Origin of the sequence: Deinococcus cellulosilyticus NBRC 106333 = KACC 11606 (assembly GCF_007990775.1) — a bacterium.
GTDB classification, from domain to species: domain Bacteria; phylum Deinococcota; class Deinococci; order Deinococcales; family Deinococcaceae; genus Deinococcus_C; species Deinococcus_C cellulosilyticus.
Genome location: NZ_BJXB01000012.1, coordinates 1 through 20,947 on the forward strand (window position 1 = coordinate 1; position 20,947 = coordinate 20,947).

19 protein-coding genes are annotated in these 20,947 nt (G+C 57.2%); 6 read left to right on the forward strand and 13 right to left on the reverse strand.

What is annotated here, in order from left to right; translation table 11 throughout:
- Positions 1-424, reverse strand: a 424-nt coding sequence (locus DC3_RS13625) for an ABC transporter substrate-binding protein (protein ID WP_146885176.1), incomplete at its 3' end; no start/stop codon positions are given.
- A 222-nt stretch (positions 425-646) separates the two neighbouring features.
- Between DC3_RS13625 and DC3_RS13630 the strand changes: the two genes are divergently transcribed.
- Positions 647-1,657, forward strand: coding sequence for a LacI family DNA-binding transcriptional regulator (locus tag DC3_RS13630; protein WP_146885178.1), 1,011 nt, complete (start codon positions 647-649; stop codon positions 1,655-1,657).
- 84 nt (positions 1,658-1,741) lie between these two features.
- Here DC3_RS13630 and DC3_RS13635 read toward each other — a convergent pair whose 3' ends face one another.
- Positions 1,742-2,146: a winged helix-turn-helix transcriptional regulator gene (locus tag DC3_RS13635; protein ID WP_146885180.1), complete on the reverse strand. Its 405-nt coding sequence runs from the start codon at positions 2,144-2,146 to the stop codon at positions 1,742-1,744.
- Positions 2,147-2,301: 155 nt separating this feature from the next.
- On the opposite strand from DC3_RS13635, the gene DC3_RS13640 reads away from it, so the two are divergent.
- The 3 genes from DC3_RS13640 (at position 2,302) to DC3_RS13650 (ending at position 5,498) form a co-directional block, all read left to right on the forward strand.
- Positions 2,302-3,360, forward strand: coding sequence for a zinc-binding alcohol dehydrogenase family protein (locus DC3_RS13640; protein ID WP_246130666.1), 1,059 nt, complete (start codon positions 2,302-2,304; stop codon positions 3,358-3,360).
- A 190-nt stretch (positions 3,361-3,550) separates the two neighbouring features.
- Positions 3,551-5,206 carry an AfsR/SARP family transcriptional regulator gene (locus DC3_RS13645; protein WP_146885182.1) on the forward strand — a complete coding sequence of 552 codons (1,656 nt, stop codon included), beginning with the start codon at positions 3,551-3,553 and terminating at the stop codon, positions 5,204-5,206.
- Positions 5,207-5,213: 7 nt separating this feature from the next.
- Entirely contained in the window at positions 5,214-5,498 is a 285-nt protein-coding gene (locus DC3_RS13650; RefSeq protein WP_186816030.1) for a cupin domain-containing protein, read from the forward strand.
- Between the two features lie 56 nt (positions 5,499-5,554).
- Here DC3_RS13650 and DC3_RS13655 read toward each other — a convergent pair whose 3' ends face one another.
- Positions 5,555-6,013, reverse strand: coding sequence for a PA2169 family four-helix-bundle protein (locus DC3_RS13655; protein ID WP_146885185.1), 459 nt, complete (start codon positions 6,011-6,013; stop codon positions 5,555-5,557).
- A gap of 201 nt (positions 6,014-6,214) precedes the next feature.
- Here DC3_RS13655 and DC3_RS13660 point away from each other — a divergent pair, with 201 nt between their 5' ends.
- A complete protein-coding gene (locus DC3_RS13660) occupies positions 6,215-7,417 on the forward strand; it encodes an NAD(P)/FAD-dependent oxidoreductase (protein ID WP_146885187.1) in 1,203 nt (400 codons plus the stop codon).
- A gap of 26 nt (positions 7,418-7,443) precedes the next feature.
- On the opposite strand, the gene DC3_RS13665 is transcribed toward DC3_RS13660, so the two are convergent.
- The 3 genes from DC3_RS13665 to DC3_RS13675 form a co-directional block, all read right to left on the reverse strand.
- Entirely contained in the window at positions 7,444-8,523 is a 1,080-nt protein-coding gene (locus tag DC3_RS13665) for a hemolysin family protein (RefSeq protein WP_146885189.1), read from the reverse strand.
- Positions 8,520-9,812 carry a hemolysin family protein gene (locus DC3_RS13670; RefSeq protein WP_146885191.1) on the reverse strand — a complete coding sequence of 431 codons (1,293 nt, stop codon included), beginning with the start codon at positions 9,810-9,812 and terminating at the stop codon, positions 8,520-8,522. Before DC3_RS13670 ends, DC3_RS13665 begins: the two co-directional genes overlap by 4 nt.
- Positions 9,813-9,949: 137 nt before the next feature.
- Positions 9,950-10,342 carry a response regulator transcription factor gene (locus DC3_RS13675; protein ID WP_146885193.1) on the reverse strand — a complete coding sequence of 131 codons (393 nt, stop codon included), beginning with the start codon at positions 10,340-10,342 and terminating at the stop codon, positions 9,950-9,952.
- Positions 10,343-10,657: 315 nt separating this feature from the next.
- Between DC3_RS13675 and DC3_RS13680 the strand changes: the two genes are divergently transcribed.
- Positions 10,658-12,427, forward strand: coding sequence for a M23 family metallopeptidase (locus DC3_RS13680; protein ID WP_246130668.1), 1,770 nt, complete (start codon positions 10,658-10,660; stop codon positions 12,425-12,427).
- 120 nt (positions 12,428-12,547) lie between these two features.
- Here DC3_RS13680 and DC3_RS13685 read toward each other — a convergent pair whose 3' ends face one another.
- The 7 genes from DC3_RS13685 to DC3_RS13720 all read right to left on the reverse strand — a co-directional run bounded on the left by DC3_RS13685 (position 12,548) and on the right by DC3_RS13720 (position 20,928).
- Positions 12,548-14,299: a M1 family metallopeptidase gene (locus DC3_RS13685; protein ID WP_146885195.1), complete on the reverse strand. Its 1,752-nt coding sequence runs from the start codon at positions 14,297-14,299 to the stop codon at positions 12,548-12,550.
- 378 nt (positions 14,300-14,677) lie between these two features.
- Entirely contained in the window at positions 14,678-16,045 is a 1,368-nt protein-coding gene (locus DC3_RS13690; protein ID WP_146885196.1) for an Nramp family divalent metal transporter, read from the reverse strand.
- Positions 16,046-16,229: 184 nt separating this feature from the next.
- The gene (locus tag DC3_RS13695) at positions 16,230-16,940 is read right to left on the reverse strand and encodes an ABC transporter ATP-binding protein (RefSeq protein ID WP_146885198.1); all 711 of its coding nucleotides are present in this window, start codon (positions 16,938-16,940) and stop codon (positions 16,230-16,232) included.
- The gene (locus tag DC3_RS13700; protein WP_146885200.1) at positions 16,937-17,659 is read right to left on the reverse strand and encodes an ABC transporter ATP-binding protein; all 723 of its coding nucleotides are present in this window, start codon (positions 17,657-17,659) and stop codon (positions 16,937-16,939) included. Before DC3_RS13700 ends, DC3_RS13695 begins: the two co-directional genes overlap by 4 nt.
- Positions 17,656-18,570: a branched-chain amino acid ABC transporter permease gene (locus tag DC3_RS13705; RefSeq protein ID WP_222594764.1), complete on the reverse strand. Its 915-nt coding sequence runs from the start codon at positions 18,568-18,570 to the stop codon at positions 17,656-17,658. Before DC3_RS13705 ends, DC3_RS13700 begins: the two co-directional genes overlap by 4 nt.
- Entirely contained in the window at positions 18,567-19,427 is an 861-nt protein-coding gene (locus tag DC3_RS13710) for a branched-chain amino acid ABC transporter permease (protein ID WP_146885202.1), read from the reverse strand. The genes DC3_RS13705 and DC3_RS13710 overlap by 4 nt, the downstream gene beginning before the upstream one ends.
- Positions 19,428-19,764: 337 nt before the next feature.
- On the reverse strand, positions 19,765-20,928 hold the full coding sequence (locus DC3_RS13720; protein ID WP_146885206.1) for an amino acid ABC transporter substrate-binding protein: 1,164 nt from the start codon (positions 20,926-20,928) through the stop codon (positions 19,765-19,767).
- Between the last annotated feature and the right edge of the window lie 19 nt (positions 20,929-20,947).

The window sequence follows — 20,947 nt, forward strand, 5'->3', positions numbered from 1 at the left end:
TCGATTCTGCATAAAAAGGCAGGGCATAAAGTTTCTTGTTGTAGGAAAGGCCAATGCGCACAGGTTCCAGAACGTCGTTCAGGTCGTAGGATTTTGCAATGTCCTGGTTTTTGCTGAAGAGGTTTGAGAGGTCTTCCAGCCAGCCGTTCTTGGACCAGATGGGGACTTCGTAGGCTCCGACGGTGGCGATGTCAAATGTCCCTGCACCAGAAGCGACATCCAGGGTAATCTTTTGACGGAGCTCGTTTTCAGGGAGCACCACCCATTTCACCTTGATGTCCGGGTTTGCTTTTTCGAACTCGGGGGTGAGTTTCTGCATGGTCACCATGTCCGGGTTGTTCACGGTGGCGATGGTGATGGTGGTGGCGGCAAAAGCGGATGATCCCAAACCCAGCATCAGGCTGAGTGCGGCAAACTTCTTCATATTTTCCTCCCGAACCTTTTGGCGAGACGGCAGCATACAGGCAGAACAAGGACTTTGTTCTGATGACGAATATTCTGTGCTGTATGCTTATGGTCTCGTGTCCATAGTTAAGCACAAAGCCTGAGGCTTGTCTAGTGGGTGGACACGTGTCCAAATTTTATACCGGGCACACTTGATGTGTCTGGCCTCGGAATTGCACAATGAAACCCGCAGGAGACGAATGTGGCCACCATCAACGATGTTGCAAAACTTGCCGGAGTATCCCCCACCACCGCCAAACGGGCCATCAATGAACCCCACAAGTTGCAACCCCAGACGCTTGAAAAAGTGCAGTGGGCCATCCAGCAACTCGATTACGAGCCTGACCTCACCGCAGGGGCACTCCGCAGAGGGCGCAACCTGACGGTGGGTCTGCTCGTGGCAGACATCGTGGAGCCCTTCTTTGCAGAACTTGCCCGTGAAATCGGGGTGAGGCTGCGCAACTCCAACTACGGTCTCCTGCTGGCAGACAACGAATACCAGACGGAAATCGAACTGCACAACCTCAGGCACCTGGCAGGTCAACGGGTGAGTGCCCTGATCATGCGTCCGTCTTACGGCCCAGGAAACCGGGAGTACCTGCTGAAAATGCAGGACAAGGGCACCTACATCATCGAGGTGGACCACCACATGCCAGACAGCCCTTTTGATTACCTCATGCTGGACCATGAGCAGTGCATCAGGATGGGCCTGGAGCACCTGTGGAAGCTCGGCCACACCCGCATTGCAGGCCTGGGCACCCACCACCCGGAACTCTACCCCGAGTGGCGTGCCCATCATTTTGACCGCATCATGCGGGAACATGGTCATCCGGTGCTCTCAGCGTACCGGGAAATCATCCGGTACAACGAGCAGGACGCCTACGAGTTCACCCGCTACCTTTTAAACCTCCAGGAACGTCCCACTGCCCTTTTTGCCTTCAACGGCACGGAAGCCATCGGAGCGTACCGCGCCATTCAGGAAGCAGGGCTCTCCATCCCTGAGGACATTTCCCTGCTGGCCTTTGACAACCTCCCCTGGACCGCTCTGGTGAAGCCAGGAATTGATGTGATTGAGCAACCCATCCAGCAAATGGGAGAACTGCTGGTGCATCAGGTCCTGAAAAACATGGACGGCCCCAGAACGCCCCTGCACAAACTGCTTCCAGGCAAATTGATTGTGCGTGGAAGTTGTGGTGGGCCTTCCGGGAAGTGACCCGACGAAAAGCACCAGGGCAGGTCTGGAACCGCTTCAAAGGCTGGCCCCATCACTGGATGGGGCTTTGTGCTGTCGGTTTCCTCAGCTTGCCGTGTTTCTCCCCCGCAGGCCATACACATAGTCCTGATGCTCGATCCCCCACTCCAGCATCGCGTGAATGATCGGCTGTAAGGTGCGCCCGACATCACTGAGGGCATACTCCACCCGGGGAGGAACCTCCGGATAAACGGTGCGGTCCACCAGACCGTCGGCTTCAAGTTCACGCAGTTGCAAGGTCAGCATGCGCTGGGTGATGCCAGGAATCAGGCGTTTCAGTTGCCCAAACCGCAGGGTGCCTTTGGTGAGGTGGTACATGATCACCCCTTTCCAGCGGCCTCCGATCACTTCCAGAGTGAGTTCCACAGGACAGCCCAGCTTGCAGTCCCACTTGCGGTCCAGGGCTTTGCGTTCTGCTTCAGTCAGCACAGGGTTTTGCTGGTCACTCATGACATCCTCTTGCTGGACGCAATGGTTACATTCTTGTGGCTACGTTTCATTTTTGTAAGTACTTGTGACAGCTGCATAAATGCACGATACTGCAACTCAGGAGCGGGGGCAAGGTCCAGCAGACCCCACGCTGCATCTGAAACTGGAGGATTTCCATGACCAGCACCCACACCCAGAACCCTGAAAGCACCGTCAAAAGCACCATGAAAGCCGTGGTCATCAAAGCCCACCATCCGATTGAACATCCTGAGAGCTTTCTGGATCTGGAGCTCGCCACCCCTGTTGCCACCGGGCATGACCTGCTGATTGCCGTGAAAGCCGTCTCGGTGAACCCGGTGGACTTCAAAGTGCGTGCTTCCAGACCGGGCGTCGAGCTTCCCGAGCCCAGAACCCTGGGCTTTGACGGTGCAGGCGTGGTGGTGGCCGTTGGGGAAAACGTGACCCTGTTCCAGCCTGGAGATGAGGTGTACTGGTCCGGTTCCATCGTCCGGGCAGGCTCCAACGCCGAATACCAGCTTGTGGACGAAAGAATCGTCGGGAAGAAACCCACAACACTGGACTTTGCGGAGGCTGCTGCCCTGCCCCTGACTGCAATCACCGCCTGGGAAAGCCTGTTTGATCGACTGCGCATCTCTCAACGGGACCAGGGGAAGAGCATCCTGATCATTGGCGGAGCAGGAGGGGTGGGCTCCATTGCCATTCAACTGGCGAAACATGCTGGACTGAAAGTGATTGCCACGGCATCACGACCTGAAACCCAGACCTGGGTGAAAGAGCAGGGCGCAGATGTGGTGATCAGCCACAGCAACCCCCTGGATGAGAAACTCACTGCAGTGGGCCTCCCTGAAGTGGATTTCATTTTCAACACGGTCAACACCGTGCAGTACTGGGAGGTCAGTGCGAAGGTCATCAAACCCCAGGGGAGCATCGTGGCGATCAATGGCACCCCGGAGAAACTGCCCATTGGAATCCTTTTCTCCAAGAGCGTGAGCTTCCACTGGGAACTGATGTTCACCCGCAGCACCCATCAGACCCCAGACATGATCGAGCAGCACCACCTGCTGAACAAAGTGGCCGACCAGATCGATGCAGGCACCCTGAAAACCACCCTCAAAGAAAATGTGGGAACCATCAACGCAGAGAACCTGAAAAAGGCCCATGCTCGCCTGGAATCAGGCCAGGCCATTGGCAAGGTTGTGCTGAGCGGCTGGTGAATTTTTGAATGCAGACTGCCCTGAAGATCAGGGCGGTTTTTTGTTGGAGCGGGGCCGTCTCACATGAACACAGCCTCTTTGTAAAAATTTCTGAACATCCTCTGTAAGAATTTGTCCCTGACAGAAAATTTATAATTGATGTACAGTGATTTCCAACCATGTTCTGCCCTTCCCGGTCCCAGGAGCTGATGTGAATACACCCGCCGTACAATCCGTGCTTCAATCCCTCAGCTGGGCCACCGGAAGGTTGCTGCAGACCCCGGAGCATTTCTTTCAGATTTTGAAGGTTTTTCTTTCCGACCTGCGGCAACACACCAACATGGATTCGGCGGAACTCTTTCTGGCAAGCCCACAGCAGACCCACCTGCTCCTCACCTCCTATGACGGCAAGCACCGCAGTGCTTTTCTGGAGAAACTGGTGTTCCGTTTTGGGATGGGGTATCCGGGCATCGTGGCCGAAACCCGGGCACCCCTCAAAACCAGTGAAGTGCAGCAGGACCAGCGTTACCTGCGGGACGAGGTGAAAAAACTCGGGTACCAGAGTTACGTCTGTTACCCTCTGGTGCTGCCCCACAAGGTCATCGGGGTGATCAATCTGGCAAGCCGCAGCACCCACATTCCTGCGGAAGCCGAGCGCATCCTCAGCCATGTGGCCCCTTTGCTGGCGTCCAGCCTGTACTCGGTGCTCACCTCACTCAGTGAGGGGGCGTTTCAGCAGATCACCGATTCGGTGCACAGTGGCACCAACACCGAAGGAATGTCCACCTTGCTTGAACAGGGCATCCGCATCTCTGGTGGGCAGTGCGGGGTGATTCACCTGCTGAACGGTCAGCGCATTGAGTCCCACCCGGAGCAGCTTCCGGCCTGCAGTCACATCTGCCATTGCCCTGCCGTGAAGGGCCGCATCCTGATCAACTCGATTCCGGGCATGAACTGCGAACACCAGTCCAAAGTGACCCGCACGGTGTGCCTGCCCCTGTGGTCTGGCAATGAGGTTTCTGGCGTGCAGACCATGCATTTTTCCAAAGGCTGGGCTCCCTCCACCCAGGCCGTTGCCCCACTTTTGTGGTTCAACCGTCTGGCCTGGCAGGCCCTTGCCCCCAGAAGCGAAGCCGCCCAGAAAACAGCAGATGTGCCGTGGCTGGAGATCGAAACCTTTGGGGCCTTCCGGGTGAAGAAGCAGGGCCAGATGATGGGGCCCACCGAGTTCGGACGCAGACAGGCGTACCTCCTCTTGAAAATTCTGGTGTCCCGCTGGGGAAGACCCATCACCACCGAAGAACTGCTGGACGTCCTGTGGCCCGAAGAAGACCCGGACAGAGCCCTTCCCCGTTTGCATGTGGTCCTGAACGCCCTTCGCAAGGCCATCGAGCCTGATCCGGCAAAACCCTCGGTGATCCTGCGGGACGGAAATACCTACCGCTTTGCCCCTGAAGGGGCCCATCATCTGGATGTGGAACGGTTCGAGCAACTGGTGGGTCAGGCCGACCAGATGCAGGGCCAGGAAGCGATTCAGCAGTACCGCATCGCCCTGAAACTCTACAAGGGAGACTTCATGGCCGATGAGGCATACGCAGACTGGTGCGCTCTGGAAAGGAATTACCTGAAGGAGCAGGCCGTGAGGGTGATGTTCCGCATGGCCGACCTGTTGCAGGAACTGGACCAGCAGGCCGACGCGCAGGAGATGTATTACCGCATCCTCTCCATTGACCCCTACCAGTTTGATGCCTACGAGTCACTGATCGACCTCCTGAACAGCGTCAACCGTGTCCAGGATGCACAGCTCTGCTGGGAGCAATACCGCACACAGTACGGCGAGCATCCCCCCATTCCCCGGCCTGCCTGAGGACTGCATGCTGCAAACCATTGATAAAACAGGCGTCGTGTACCAGAACCCCAGCTGCAAACTGGTGCGCAAGAAACTTTCAAAAGGGCAGGCCCTGCCCACCCACAACCACCCCGGTGAGGACGTTCTGATCAGTGTGGTCTCTGGAAGTGTTTCTGGAAAACTGGCAGGAGAGGCTTTTGCGCTGACTGCAGGAGACCTTGTGCGCTTCGATGGAGCGTTGATGGTGGACCTTGAAGCCACCTCAGATGGCACAGAGTTTCTGGTTTATGTGGTGAAGAAAAACGGTTGAAAAGCAGGCAAAAACCCCCGAGGACTTCACGCTCGGGGGTCTTTTTTTGAGACAGATCAGGAACGGGATGCCTGAAGGGCATGCTTCAGGTCACGCACCCGGTCGTGGGCCGCTTTCACTTCGGTGTACTGCTTCTCGATCAGGGCGCGGATGTCGCTGGGGAGCTCTTCTTTCAGCACGTCCTGGTAGTTCTGGATGGCGGCATCTTCACCACGTTCGGCCTCGGCGATCACGGCGTAATCGTCTTTGCCGGTGATGGCATCACGCACGTTGATCCAGGCACGGTGCAGGGCTGCACCGACGCTGCTGTGCTCTCTGGGCTTGTCGCCGAGACGACTGATGGCCTGTTCGATCTCACCAATCAGGCGGGCGCGCTGGGCAGCGTATTCGTTGAACATTTGTTTGTATTCTGCGCTGGTGGCTTCATCGGCAGACTCGCGGTAGCCTTTTTCGCCGTCCTTAAGGGTGCCCAGAATGAATTGCAGTTTATCGAGTACCTGTTCATTGTTTAACATGATGTTCCTCCTGCCCCTCAAGGGGGGTGAATTACCCGTAGGCTATTCAGTTTGCAGGTGAATTTAAGGCACAATTGACACATTCTTAAGAACATGATGGTCTCTTCGAGATCCAGATGAGAAGGCAAAGGACAAGATCACAATGTAAAATCGATGCAGCATGCAGTTTCTGTAAATGACCTGTGTTCATAATAAAGACATATGGACCTTCGATCAGGCAAGGCCTTCTGGCCCATTCAAAACGGACTCATTCGACCCTATCCCCCTTTGCAGGAACACCAGACCACCGACGTGGTGGTGCTTGGAGGGGGCATCACCGGAGCCCTTGTCGCGTGGCACCTGACCCGGGCAGGCATCGACTGCGTGGTGCTGGACCGGCGTGATGTGGCTTTCGGGAGCACCAGTGCATCCACAGCCATCCTGCAGTACGAGATTGACACGCCCCTGACCCAGCTCAGCCGCCTGCTGGGAGAAGAACATGCAGCGCGGGCCTACCTGCTGTGCCTGAAAGCCATTCGGGACATCGAAACCCTGTGCCACGAACTTGGCGAGGATGTGGGCTTCCAGCCCAAGCACAGCCTGTATTTCGCTTCTAAACCTGCAGATGTACGGGGGTTGCAAAGAGAGCACGCCCTGAGAAGAAAACATGGCATCCAGGTGGACTTCTGGGACGAGGAGGAGATCTCCAGACATTTCCCTTTCCGCAAAAGTGCCGCTCTGTATTCCCAGACCGCAGCCGAGGTTGACCCATACCGTCTGTGCCATGCCCTCCTGAAGGCGGCCACAAAGAAGGGCCTGAGGGTGTTTGACCGCACAGAGGCCCAGTCATGGGACACTGATGATTCGGGAGTGACCGTCAGAACCGACCGTGGCTTTGATATCCGGGCCAGCAAGATGGTCTTTGCCACCGGATACGAGGCCCAGAGCCTCCTCAGGCAGAAAGTGGTGCGCCTGCGCAACTCCTACGCCCTGGTCAGTGAACCCGTCACCGAATTCACCGGATGGCATGAGAAGGCCCTGATCTGGGAAACGGCACGTCCCTACCTGTACGCCCGCACCACCCAGGATGGCCGCATCATGATGGGTGGAGAGGATGAGACCTTCAGGACCCTTCCCATCCGGGAGAGGCGCATTCCAGGCAAGCAGGCCCGTCTGGAGGAGAAGTTCAGGGACCTCTTCCCGGAGATTCCCCTGGAAACCGCATTCGCATGGGCCGGAACCTTCGGGGAAACCCGGGATGGTCTGGCCTACATCGGGGAGCACCCTGATTTCCCGAAAGCCTACTTCGCACTGGGTTACGGCGGAAACGGCATCACCTACAGCCTTCTGGCCGCCCAGATGATCCGCGACATGATTCTGAAGGGGCACCATCCAGACTGGGATGTGTTCCGTTTTGACCGGTGACGGACTTGTGGTGTCAGACCGTCCGTTTAGCCCTCGACCCCCGGCTCTCGGCCCTCGGCCTCATCCCGATCATCCGGGGCCAGCACCTCCTCGATGATGTCCTGTAGTGTAATGATCCCTGCAGTTCCCCCCAGTTCATCCTCCACCACCGCCAGATGGGTCTTGCGCTTTTTCATCATCACCAGGGCATCGCTGAGGCGGGTGGAGTCCGGGAAGACAATCACCGGGCGCAGGATGTGCGAGATGCGGATGTCCTGCGGAGACACCGAAAAGGCCCGGATGGCATCTTTGATGTGGATGTAGCCGAGGGGCTGATCCAGGTAGGTGTCCACCACCAGAAATCTGGAGTAGGTGCCTTCGTGGATCAGCTGTTCAAGTTCTTCTGCGGTGGCCCGGATGGTGAGGGCACGGATCTCGGTCCTGGGGGTCATCACCTCATTGACCCAGCGTTCTCCGAAGTCAAAGATGCTTTCGATGAACTGCTGGTCCTGGCGGTCAAATTGGCCTCCCTCTGCACTTTCCTCCACCAGGAATTCGAGTTCTTCGGAGGTGTAGAGGCGGTCTCCTGAACCGGTGTCCTTGATCTTCAGGGCACGGAGCAGGAAAAGAGCGGTGCTGTTGAGCACGAAGATCACAGGACGGAACACAAAGCCAAAGATGCGAATGGCCAGATCCACCCCGTAAACGGTGCTTTCAGGACGTTGCAGGGCAAAGGCTTTGGGGATCATCTCTCCGAAGACCACATGCATGTAGGTGATGAGGGCCAGGGAGATCAGGGTTCCGAAGGTGTGCGCGAGGGCATGGCTGAACCTGAAGGTGTGCTCCAGTGGGCCATACAGCCAGGAGGCAATGGTTTTCTCGCCATACATGCCAAGCAGGATGCTGGCCAGGGTGATGCCCAGCTGACAGACGGCAATGTAACGGTCTTTGCCTGTTGCTGAACGCAGGAGGGTCAGAATCCTCTGGGCCACCCCACTGCCTTTCTCGGCGTCCTGTTGCACCCTGGGGGCTTTGCTGGCCACAATGGCAAACTCAGCAGCCACAAAAAGACCATTGAGCAGGATGAGGACCACAATCACCACAATGGGAAAAACCACGGCCATCATGGGGCACCTCCGGCAGATCCATCCAGTTTCAGGCGCACCAGCATCACCTGTTTGCCCTCCACCGATTCCACCCTGAGGGTGACCCCAGGAAAATTCAGCACGGTGCCCACTTCGGGGACCTGTTCGAATTCAGACCACACCAGACCGCTGATGGTGTAGGCGTCCTCGTCGGGGAGGTTCATGTCAAGCTGGTTGTTGACCGTGTGAATCGAGACATCTCCCCGCACCAGAAAATCATTGCCCTGCCTGCGGATGGCGGTTTCCTCGGCATCGAATTCGTCCTGCAGTTCTCCGAAGACCTCCTCGAAGATGTCTTCTAACGTCAGCAGGCCACTGATTCCGCCGAATTCATCGGTGAGGATCACCAGGTCTTTGCGTTGCTGTTTCATCTGGTCCCAGGCATCCCGCACGTTCAGCACATCTGGAACGAAGTACACCGGGTGCAGCAGGTGCCGGATCGAGTCCTGTGGACCGTTCTGCAGGTCCAGAAACAGATCCCGGACATTCAGAATCCCAATGATGCGGTCAATGTTCTCCTCAAACACCGGAAAGCGGGTGAAAGGGGTCTGGACCACTTCATCCATGACCTCCTGGGTGGAGCGGTTCACGTCCAGGGCCGTCATGCGCACCCTCGGGACCATCACTTCACGCACACTCTTGTCTTCGAGGCTGAAGACCCCACGCAGGAGTTGCTGCTCGTCCTGATCGATGAGGCCGCCACGGGCACTTTCCTGAAACAGGATCTCGAGTTCCTCAGGAGAGTGGACATGCCCGTGCTCCAGGGTGGGCTGCATGCCCATGCGCCTGAGCAGAAATCCAGCAGAACCATTGAACAGGTGAATCAGGGGCGTGAAGAGCCACACCGAAACCTGCATGGGTTTCAGGGTGATGAGGGAAATCTGCTCCGGGTACCGGATGGCAACCGTCTTGGGAAGAAGCTCTCCAAGGACCACCTGAAGCGCGGTCAGCGCGACAAGCACAATCAGGGTGGCAATGGTGGCTGCTGCTGCCACATCCCCAAACAAAGGCGTAAGCACCGGGGTGAGCTGTGCCTGTCCGTAAGCACCCACCACCAGGCTCGACAGGGTGATCCCGATCTGGCAGGCCGCCACATACCGGTCCAGTTCTGCAGGGCTGTTCAGCACATCCAGAAGCTGGGATGCCGGACGGTTTCCGTCATGGACCATTTCCACCAGACGGCTTCTGCGGCTGGACACCAGACCAAACTCGGCGGCAACATAAAGGGCGTTCAGGGCCACCATCAGGACCACCACGACCAGCACCAGCACGGTGTTTATGACGACCACCTCGAAAGAACATCAAAAAAAGACAGCGTCGACCACGGGGGGTCCTCATCTGTCCGGTCAGACCAGAGTTTCATATTAATGTCCAAGTATAGGGATTTCACAGGGTCAGTGCAAGAAAATCAGGATGCAATGGGGGCGTATTTCACAAGGTCGGACTCGACCCGGACGAGCAATTCACGCAGGGAACGGGGCCGCAAGATGATGTCCTCCACCCCGAAACGCCTGATCCATTCGCTGACTTCTTCCTGCCTGAGGCCAGAAACCACAATGACAGGTGTGTTCGGATGGCGTTCCCGGCAGGCTTTGAGGATCTGGAAGGCCCGGTCCAGACGCACCCCCAGGTCCAGCAGGATCACATCAAAGGGCTCTTCCTGTTCCAGGACCGTCTGGGCCTCCTCCGGGTCACTGACCTCATGCACCAGATAGCCCAGCTGGTTCACGAAACGCCTGAGCATCATGGCCTGCACCGCCTCGTTCTGAAACATCAATATGCGTTGGGAAAGATTTTTCATCTCTGGCTCCTCGTTCTGTATGATTTCAGGTGCACTGCACAATCAGGTGATGCCGGGGCAAAACGGACTTCACAAAACATCCCGGGTCAGAGTAGAAAAATAAAGGTCATTTTGAACCCTGGCGGAGAAGAACAAAGTTGTGCGGGGAAAACCATGCTCATTGTCGGTGATTTTGCGTTTTGAGACTGTACCAGATGACAAAAATCGGCCTTCATTTTTCATAAGCTGTGGTTCAGATGGGTCTTGGTCCGGCTTCAGGTGGCCTGTCTGCATGTCGTTGCAACAGCAAACACCTTCCCGTGTTACCCTCCGTGAATGGAGCGGAGCGCAAGGCGTGGGGATGGAGCAAAATTCTCCGTTGGTTTTCGCAGGATCAGGAGGCGCACCTGGGAACCTGTGCCATCCATTCGCGTTTCCCTGCAAAGCATCTCCTTGCTGGTGCTGGCCCTGGGCATGTCTGCAGCGGCCCACAGTGGAACACCCCTGAAAGACAGCCAGTTGCCGAAACCCTCCGGGCTTTTCGGCCTGCCTTTTGCAGGCCCTGCTGGCCCGGACACCTGGATGGTCGGTCAGGTGTATGGGAACACCACCGGAGCCTACCGCATGCGCAACACCGATTACCGTTCTGGTCAGGGCATCCATTTCGGGCTGGACCTTGCAGCACCCTGCGGCACGCCTGTCCTGGCCATCGGAACTGGGGTGGTGCAGGAAGTGGACGGCCCTCACGGATCTCCACCCCACAATCTGGTGATTGACCACGGGAATGGCCTATCGAGCCTGTATGGTCACCTGCTCAAAAAACCCACCCTGAAAGTGGGGCAGCGGGTGAAGAGGGGACAGGTGGTGGCGGTCAGTGGAGACAGTGAGTTGACCTGCCACAGTTCCCAGCATCTGCATCTGGAGATCAGAGACACCAGCCACATGCGTTTCTTCAATCCCACCCAATACATCCAGGCAGATTGGGACACACTTTACCTGCAGGGGGCTTTCTACCGGGGATTTCAGCGGGATCTGGGCAACATGCGCAAATGGCAGTTTCCAGAAGACCAGCCTCAGGTTTTCCGGGGAGGTCCACTGCTGAACCAATTTGACCTCAGCTGGCCTCCCGATCAGGCCCAGCACACACCCCAGCAGGGGGTGTTTGCAGGATACCAGCCTGTGAAGATCGAATGGCCCGGCAAAGAAATCCGTCTGACCTCTGGAGGGTGCTGTGTGCAGCCTGAGTTCACCCCGGACAGCAGTCGGGTGATGTTCATGGACAGACCCGACACAAAAAGCCCACTGGGCTGGTATGCCGTGCAGCCTCAGGGCAAGCCGCAGGCCCTGCTGCCTCTGGGGTGGTACAGCCCGGACCTCCAGCAGCAGGTGTTGCCGGGAGCCCTTTTCATGCATCCCCAGCACCCGGAGCAGGAAGGTCTTGTGCACACGGTTCCCGCAGGGGTGGGTGAGGTGTTCTGGGCTCCAGACGGCAGCAGCTTTGCCTGGAACGAAATTGAAGAGAAAGGAACCAGTGACGTGTGGCCCAGCACCCTTCAGCTCTCCAGTTCCCAATCCAGTTCATTCAAACCTGTCACCCTGTATGGGGGGTACGCTGGTGGGGTCAGAGGCTTTCTGGACAGGGACACCCTGATTGTGGTGGGCCGCAAGGCCCTTCAGCAAAAGCTGCAGACGATGTACACCCTGAACCTGCACACCCAGCAGACCCGCACCCTGGAAACTGCCCAGGAAATCCGTGGTGTGAGCATCAGCAAGAATGGTAAATGGGTTGCCTACTTGCTGTCTTTCAGCCCGCATCACAAAAACGGCCTGTTTGTGGTGAACCGCGAGGGAAGAAGGTTGCAGGTGCCCGGATTTGGCTCCTACCGCTGGAAGGACGAAGACACCCTGCTGCTGGTTCCCATGAAAGACACCCCCCAGAGGCACACGGTGCATCACTGGACGGTGGGAGACCCCGAACTCCGACCTCTGGTGCAACTGTCCGGCAAAATCAGCAATGACCAGTGGGTGGTGTCTCCAGATGGGAAAAATCTGGCTTATGTGCAAAGCCAGGACCACAACATTTACGGTTTGAAGCTTCCAGAGTGAACCAGATCGGTGAGGGGCATGTCCGGTTTCAGGCTGATGGGCTGGCCTCGACAGGTGGGAGCCTGGGCCACCAGAAAAAACCCTGCATTTGCAGGATCTGAGGGTGCAACAGACCAGGGCTCAGCGGTACAGTTCAGGAAAATCCGGGACCAATCGACCATAGATCCAGCTTTCCAGAAAAGCCTTCAGGTCTGTCTTTCCTGAGGCTTTGACCACCGTCTGGATGAAGTCTTCACTGCTGGCATTGCTGAATTTGTAGGTGTTGTAATACACCTTCAGAATGCGACGGAATTCTGCATCTCCCAGACGGTAGCGCAGAGCGTGCAGGACCAGAGCCCCCCTCTGGTAGGCCCGCTGGCTGAACAGTTCCTCCCGTTCTTTGATGTAAGGAGGTTTCATCTGCTGGGTCCTGTTGCGGGTGTGGCGGGTTTTCAGGAAGGCTTTCAGGTCGGCTTCCCTGGGATACTGGTAGAGGTCCTGAAAGAAGGTGGCGAAGCCTTCATTGAGCCACAGGTCCGACCAGGTTTTGGGGGTGATGCTGTTCCCGAACCACTGGTGGGAAAATTCATGCAGAAATCCCCAGTCTTTGAGGGGCCTGTTCGGGAAGGTGGAGAGGGTCTGGGTTTCCAGGGCGTAAGGGGTGGGATGCTCCGTGAAAATCACCCCGTATTCCTTGAAGGGGTAAGGTCCAGCCCAGCTTTCCATGAAACGCATCATGTCGGGCAGTTTGGCAAGTTCTGCTGCCTGAAAGGTTTTCGAGATGCCCACTGGACGGTAATTCCGGACCTGCACTCCGCCATTCAGGGTGGAGCGTTCAACATTGTACTGGTTGATGTGCACGGTGGTCAGGTAGGTGGCCATCGGCTCAATACTCTGGTAGGTGTAGGTGGTCTGGTTGCCCGTGTTCCTGCTGCCCTGAGCTGTGCCATTGAAGACGGCCAGGTACTTCGAGGGCACGGTGATGCTGACCTTGAAGGTGGCCTTGTCACTGGGGTGGTCGTTCCCAGGGAACCAGGTCATGGCCCCATTTGGCTCGTTCAGCACGAAAATGCCATTTTTGTGCTTTTTCCAGCCAATCCCATCTTCATAGGTTTCACCCGGTTCCAGCACAGGTCTGGGCACCCCACTGTAGGCAATGTCCAGGGTAATGGAAGTGTTTCTGGGCACCGTCTTTCCAAGCTGGATGGTCACTTTGCGGCTCTGCTGATCGAATTTGAGAGAGGTGTTCCCCTGTTTGACACTGCTGATCTTCAGGCCATAGAAGGCCAGATGGATGCGGCTGACCGTCTGGGTGGTTTTCAGCTGAATGCTGGCGGTGGCGTCCAGCTGATTCTGCTCTGGCTTCACCCGCAAATCCAGGGTGTAGTTCTGCACATCGATGTTGGGATCAAGCGAATCGGGATAGAGGGTTTCCGGGTTGGGATTGCCTGAAGCCTGCTGGGGTGCCGTGGATTGAGGTTCAGAAGGCTGCGGAGATTCCACCCTGGGTTCTGTGGTGGGGTTGCTGGGAACGGCACTGCCAGATCCCTCTTTCGGCAGGTCCACAATCAGGCGGGCTGCCATGCCACCACTGGCAGGCAGATATGAGACCATCGGCATCTGGGTGTAGGTGGGCGCAAAAACCAGTTGCAGGGTGGTGGAGGTGCTGGAGTAATTTTGAATGAAGGGCAAACCCAGGCTGCGGTTTTCCACAGGCAGCACGGCCTTCTGAAATTCAATGGTCAGGCTGCCTTGCGCATTTTTCACCTGATAGGTGCTGTCCGTTCCCAGATCGAAAACCAGACGGTATTTGTCAGGGTGTTCTCCGATGCGGGGAGCCGCCTGACTGACCGCCAGGGTCAGGGCTGCAATCAGTGCAAAAGGTTTAAACATTCCTTCTCCTTCAGTGGGCAGCCTGAGGTGAGGTACGAACACACCTGGAGGCCACCATCAGCAGAGTGTAACATCAGGTTTACATTCGGAAGGCAGGATGTCTGGGCCATCCCCAGGGTGAACGCAAAGCCGCTGATGGGTCGGTGTCCTTGCGGAAAGCCGTCAGCCCTCAGCTTTCAGCCGTCAGCAACACAACTTCGCTTTCACTTCAGCCAGACCAGACGAAAATTTGACCTTCCAACACAGTGAAAATCTTTCTGTGGCCTGTTGCGAAAGCATCAAGACCTCTTTTGCTGATCGCTGAAAGCTGACCGCTGAGCGCTCTACACCAACTGCATGGCCAGACTTTGGGCTGACCCTGATGGCTGTTGAGGGGGTTCAGCCCCCGCTTTTGACGACCCCGAAAGTCACCAGCAACAGGTAGATGTTGAGAGCGGCAATGATCACTCCAGCGGTCCAGCCGAGGACTTTCAGCCAGGTGGGACTCACAAAAATGCCCATTTTGCGGCGGTCCGAGGTGAAGATCAACAGGGGGAAGACTGCAAAGGACAGTTGCAGGCTCAGGATGACCTGGGAGAGCACCAGCAGGTCTGTCACCCCTTTGGCCCCGTACAGGTAGGTGACAATCACTGCAGGTGTCACAGCGATGAGTCGGGTGATCAGCCTGCGAATCCAGGGTTTGATCCTGAAGTTCAGGAAGCCTTCCATCACGATCTGGCCGCTGAGGGTTCCGGTGATGGTGGCGTTCTGTCCACAGGCAAGCAGGGCCACCCCGAACAGGGTGCTGGCAACCGCAGTGCCCAGCATGGGCGAGAGGAGTTCATAGACCTGGGTGATTTCAACGATGTTGGTGCGGCCACTCCTGTAGAAGACACTGGCTGCCAGGATCAGCATGGCCGAGTTCACCAGCAGGGCCAGCATCAGGGAAATCACGGTGTCCAGGGTGGCAAACTTGATGGCTTCTTTTTTTCCGGATTCAGTGCGCTTGAAGGCACGGGTCTGGACCAGACTGGAATGCAGGTACAGGTTGTGGGGCATGACCGTGGCCCCCAGAATGCCAATGGCGATGTAGAGCATTTCAGGGTTGGTGAGGATCTGGGCACTCGGGACGTAACCTTTCAGCACCGCACTCCACTCGGGTTTCGCCAGCAACATCTCAATGCCGAAACACAGAAAGATGGTGACCATCAGGGTGATGACAAAAGCCTCCAGCCAGCGGAACCCCCTGTTCTGCAGGGCAAGCAGCAACAGCACATCGAATGCCGTGAGGATCAGGCCCCACATCAGGGGAAGACCAAAGAGCAGGTTCAGGGCCACTGCTGCCCCGATCAGTTCTGCCAGATCGGTGGCCGCAATGGCAATCTCGGCAAGTATCCACAGGAAAATGGAAACGGGCTTCGAGTAATGGTCGCGGCAGGCCTGCGCAAGGTCCCGCCCAGTCGCGATGCCCAGCCTGACTGAGAGGGTCTGCAAAAGGATGGCCATCAGGTTGGAAATCAGGATCACACTCAGCAGGGCAAAGGCGAACTTTGATCCTCCTGCGAGGTTGGTGGCCCAGTTTCCAGGGTCCATGTAACCCACAGCAACCAGTGCACCCGGTCCCACGTAAGCCAGGAATTTCCTCCAGGGTGGGCGGTGGTCATGCACGGGAATGGTGCTGTGTGCCTCTGAAAGGGAAGCTGTGGAGTTCTCCTGTTTCCATCCAGAGTCTGGTGGGTTCTGCTGCGAATTGGAATTGGTGCGCATGACGTTCCTCAATTTCTGCACCTGCACAGGACCACTTTCCGTAGCCTTGCAGGATTCCAGTGGTATTATTAGGCGTGCCTAAATTTTTTTCAATACGCACTAAAGATTAGCCTCGACTGAAACCACAGAGAGGCCCATTATGGCCTCCCTGTGGGTGTGTTTCAGTGTCAAAAATACAAAAGGTTCAGAATGCCAGATAGGCCTGCTGCACCTCAGGATCATCCAGCAGGGCCTGTCCAGAACCGCTGCGAACAACCTGACCGTTTTCCAGGACGTAAGCCTGATCGGCAAGCTGCAGGCTCTGGCGCACGTTCTGTTCAACAAGCAGCACCCCCACCCCCTGCCTGTTGATCTCTTTGAGGGCCGAAAAAACCACCTTGGTCAGCAGTGGGCTCAGGCCCAGCGAGGGTTCATCCACCAGCAGCACCTTTGGCAGGGCCATCATGGCCCGTGCGATGGCCACCATCTGCTGCTCCCCTCCTGAAAGGGTTCCCGAAAGCTGGCTCTTGCGTTCTTCCAGCCTGGGAAAGAGGTCATACACCCTGCGCAGGGTCTGGTCTTTCACCTGCCATGCTGCAGTGCGCACCTGGGCACCCAGTTCCAGGTTCTCCTGCACCGTCATGCCAGGAAAAAGCTGTCTGCCTTCTGGCACATGCCCGAGGCCCTGCTGGACCCGCTGGGCACTGGGCATTCTGGAGATGTCCTGGCCCTCCAGCAGCATTTGCCCGCCCTTCAGGGGGATCAGGCCACTCACCGCACGGAGGGTGGTGGTCTTCCCTGCCCCGTTTGCACCAATCAGGGCCACAAACTGACCCGCTTCAACGGTGAGGGTCACATCCCAGAGCACCTGGATTTTGCCGTAGGCTGCCTGCAGGCTGCGAAGTTCCAGCTTCATGCGCCCTCCTCTCCCAGGTAGGCTGCAACGACCCTGGGATCACGCACCACACTCTGGTACGTCCCTTCTGCAAGCTTTGACCCGTACTCCATCACCACCACCCGATCTGCCAGGTCGCGCACGACAGGCATCACATGCTCGATGAACAGCACACTCACCCCACTGTCTCTGACGCTTTTGACCAGTTGCACGGCGTCCTGGGCCTCATTCGGACGCAGCCCTGCCATCACCTCGTCAAGCAGCAGCACACTGGGACGGGTGGCCAGCGCACGGGCCACCTCCAGACGTTTGTCTTGCATCAGGGTCAGGTCGTGGGCGTTCTTGTGGGCATGCTGCTCAAGTCCTGTCAGGTGCAGCACCTGCTCCGTGTGCTTCCAGGCCTCTGCCTTGCTCACCCCATGCTTGCCGAACATCGCCCCGACCATCACGTTCTCGAACACCGTCATTTCCAGAAAAGGCCGCACCACCTGAAACGCCCGGCCAATTCCCAGATGACAGCGCCTTTCGGGTGTCGCACGGGTGATGTCGTGACCAGCAAGGGTGATCTGGCCCGCATCTGGCAGAAAAAGACCAGAGAGCAAATTCAGCAGTGTGGTCTTCCCTGCCCCGTTCGGACCGATCACGGCCAGGATCTCTCCCTGATCGAGGTGCAAACCCATGTCCTTCACAGCCATCAAACCCCCGAAGGACTTCTGAAGGCCCCTCACTTCCAGAATCATGATTTCTTCCTTTCCAAGAGGCCCATGATGCCTCTGGGCAGGTACAGGATGGTCAGGACCAGCATGATGCCGTAGACCACCAGGTACCCATTGGGGATTCTGAGGCGCAGCAGTTCTTCCAGCGTGGTCAGGATCACCGATCCGATCACCGGGCCGAGGGTGGTGTAAAGGCCCCCGAATATGGCAGTGGTCAGGCTGCTCACGCTGACAGACAGGCTGAAGGTCTCACCAGGAATGATGAAAAAAGTCTTGCTGGCGTACAGCACGCCGGCAAGCCCTGCCAGCACACTGCTGATGAAAAAAGCCGTCAGTTTGTACCTGCTGGCAGAAACCCCGAGCACACGCGCCACCTGCTCCCCCTGCCGGATGGCCGTGAACGCATAATGCATCTTGCTGTTTCTGACCCAGATGCTCACCAGCAAAGTCACTGCCAGCAGCACCACCGCAGCGTAATACTGGGCGTTGGCCTGACCATTGAACAGGGCAGGAACCAGCATCCCGGTGGACCCCCCCGCAAAAGCATCTGGCAGGTTCTGGATGACGGTCTTGATCACCTCGGCAAAGGCCAGGGTCGCAATGGCAAAATACATGCCCTGCAGGCGCAAAGTCACTGCACCCAGAATCAGGCTGAGCAGGCCAGCAATCAGGCCCGACAGCAGAATGGCAAGCCACCAGGGTGTGGCGTGGGCCATCAGGATGGTGTAGCTGTACGCCCCGATGCCATAAAACGCCGCGTGGGCCAGAGAAAGCTGACCGGTGCGGGCCAGAATGTCCCAGCTCAGGGACAGGACTGCAGTGATCACCGTGAAGTTGGCAATCTGCAGGATGAAAGCGGCCCTGTCTCCCAGGGGCAAGAAAGGAAACACCACCGCAAGCACAGCCAGCACGACGGAAAGGACCTTGCGAATCACTTCGCACCCCTGTAAGCCCGGAACACCAGGGTGCCGAAGATCAGCAGGAAGAACACCGCTTCACTGAGGCGGCCCCCGTTGGGCACGTAAGTCTGCACGTAAGCTTCAGAGAGGGCCAGCAGCAGGCTCGCCCACAACACGCCTGTCATGTTACCCAGTCCGGCCATCACAATGATCGCAAAGGCCTTGAGGGTGTACACCAGACCCACCGTGGGGCTTGCAAACAGCAGCACACTCACCAGCACCCCTGCCACCCCTGCCAGGGCAGAGGCAATTCCAAAAGCAATCAGGTAGATCCGGTGCACATCCAGCCCAATGATCTGCGCCCCCAGACGGTTCTGTGCCACAGCCCGCATGCTGCGACCCAGACCAGAACGGTAAAGCATCAGATACAGGCCAATCAGCAGCACCAGGGCCAGCCCAAAGGCCATCAGTTTGGTGAGACCCACCGACAGGCCCAGCACTGCCACAGCCTCCCCCTGATAGGGGGTGTTGACCAGACGGGTGTTCCCCCCAAAAATCAACAGGGCAAGGTTCTGCAAAATGATGCTGATCCCAAATGTCAGCAGCATCTGGTTCAGTTCAGGGGCCAGCAGCACATGCTTGATCGTGGTCCGGTAGGTGAGGGCCCCACCCGCAAACATGGCAATGGCCGCCACAACAGCAGACAGCAAAGGGTCCATCCCCAGCCAGGTGAAAAGCCCCCAGGACAGGAATGCACCCACCATCAGGAATTCCCCGTGGGCAAAGTTCACAATGTGAATCACCCCCACAGAGAGCGCAAGTCCAGAAGCGACCAGCGCATAGATTCCGCTCTGCAGCAGACCTGCAAGGAAGGTTTCAAAAAAGAGGTTCAAGGTGGGTTCTCCGTGTGGGAATGAAATGGTTTCGAAGGGTTGGCCAGGCCGAGAGCCGAGAGCCGGCGGCCCAGTGCGACCCAGCCGCCTGGGGAGCACGTATTCAGGGCCAAGACAGAGCCGAGAGCCGAGAGCCGAGAGCCGAGAGCCGAGAGCCGAGAGCCGAGAGCCGAGAGCCGAGAGCCGAGAGCATAGTGATTCAGTGACACTGGACTGTCAACCCATCAAACAGCCTTGCAAGCCGTTCTTCCTGGCCTTCCATCCCTTGCTTTTCAGCTCAAAGCTGAAGCATTGGCTTTTCTGTTTGCCCTCGGCCCTCGGCTCTGGGCCCTCGGCCTTATGGCATCGGATACAGCACAGTCTTCTTCGCCACCTTCAGGGGAAAGATGGGAATGCGTTTCTCATCCCGGAACTGGAAGGTAACCCAGTTGGAGCCCTTGAAGCCCTGGTATTTGATTTTCTGGCTGGGGGTGAAGGACAATTTGCCCAGTGGGGTGTCGAAGGTGGTTTTCGCCATCACTTCGGCAACCTTGTCCTTGTTGGTGCTTCCAGCCTTGTTGATGGCCTCTGCCAGGGTTTTGAGGTTCAGGTAGGCCAGAGGGGCAAAGTATTCATCGGTGATGCTGCCGTATTTGGCCTTGTAGGCCTTCACGAAGTTTTTGGAAGCCGTGGAGGGAAGCTCCGGGGTCCACATGGTCAGGCTTGCCACGCCCTGTGAGAGCTTGTTCTTCTCGAAGCCGATGGGCCAGCTTGGGGGTGCACCGTACACCAGACCAACATCCAGATTCGATTCTTTCATCTGCTGCACGAGGGGCAGGGCGTCCACGTCGTAGCCGATCCAGTAGAAGATGTCCACTTTCTGGGTTTTGGCCTTGTTGATGAGGGGGGCAAAGTTGCCGCTCCCTGCCTTGAAGGCCTCCGTGAGGACCACATTGAATCCCGCTTTTTTGAATGCAGCGACAGTGTCCTGCAGACCCGTGGACCCGAATGGACCGTCTTCGTAGGCGATGGCGATGTTTTTGGCTTTCTTGTTCCCTTTGAGGTTCTTGAAGAAGGCCAGAATGGCTTCAAAGTTGTAGTAGGCCCAGGGGTGGTAGTGGAAGAAGTAGGGGTAGTCTTTCATGGCGTCTTCCACCAGTGGGGACGCTGCACCAGACCAGGCCATGAAGGTGTTGTACTGCTTGGCGGCCCCGGTGATGGCCAGGGTGGTGCTTGAACCCAGCCCTCCAACCATGAAATCCACACGGTCCACCGTCACCAGTTTGGTGAAGGCAGGCACGGCTTTTGCCGGGTTGCTCTGGTCGTCCTCGATGATCAGTTCGATTGGCTGACCGAGCACACCACCCGCTTTGTTGATTTCATCCACAGCAAGCAGCAGGCCGTTTTTCTGGGCCTGACCGGACACACTGGACGCCCCACTGAGGGGGATGAGGGCTCCTACTTTCACGGCACTGGCAGAGGACACCAGGGTCAGAAGGGTCAGCATTGCGATTTTTTTCATGGGGACTCCTGTGGATTTT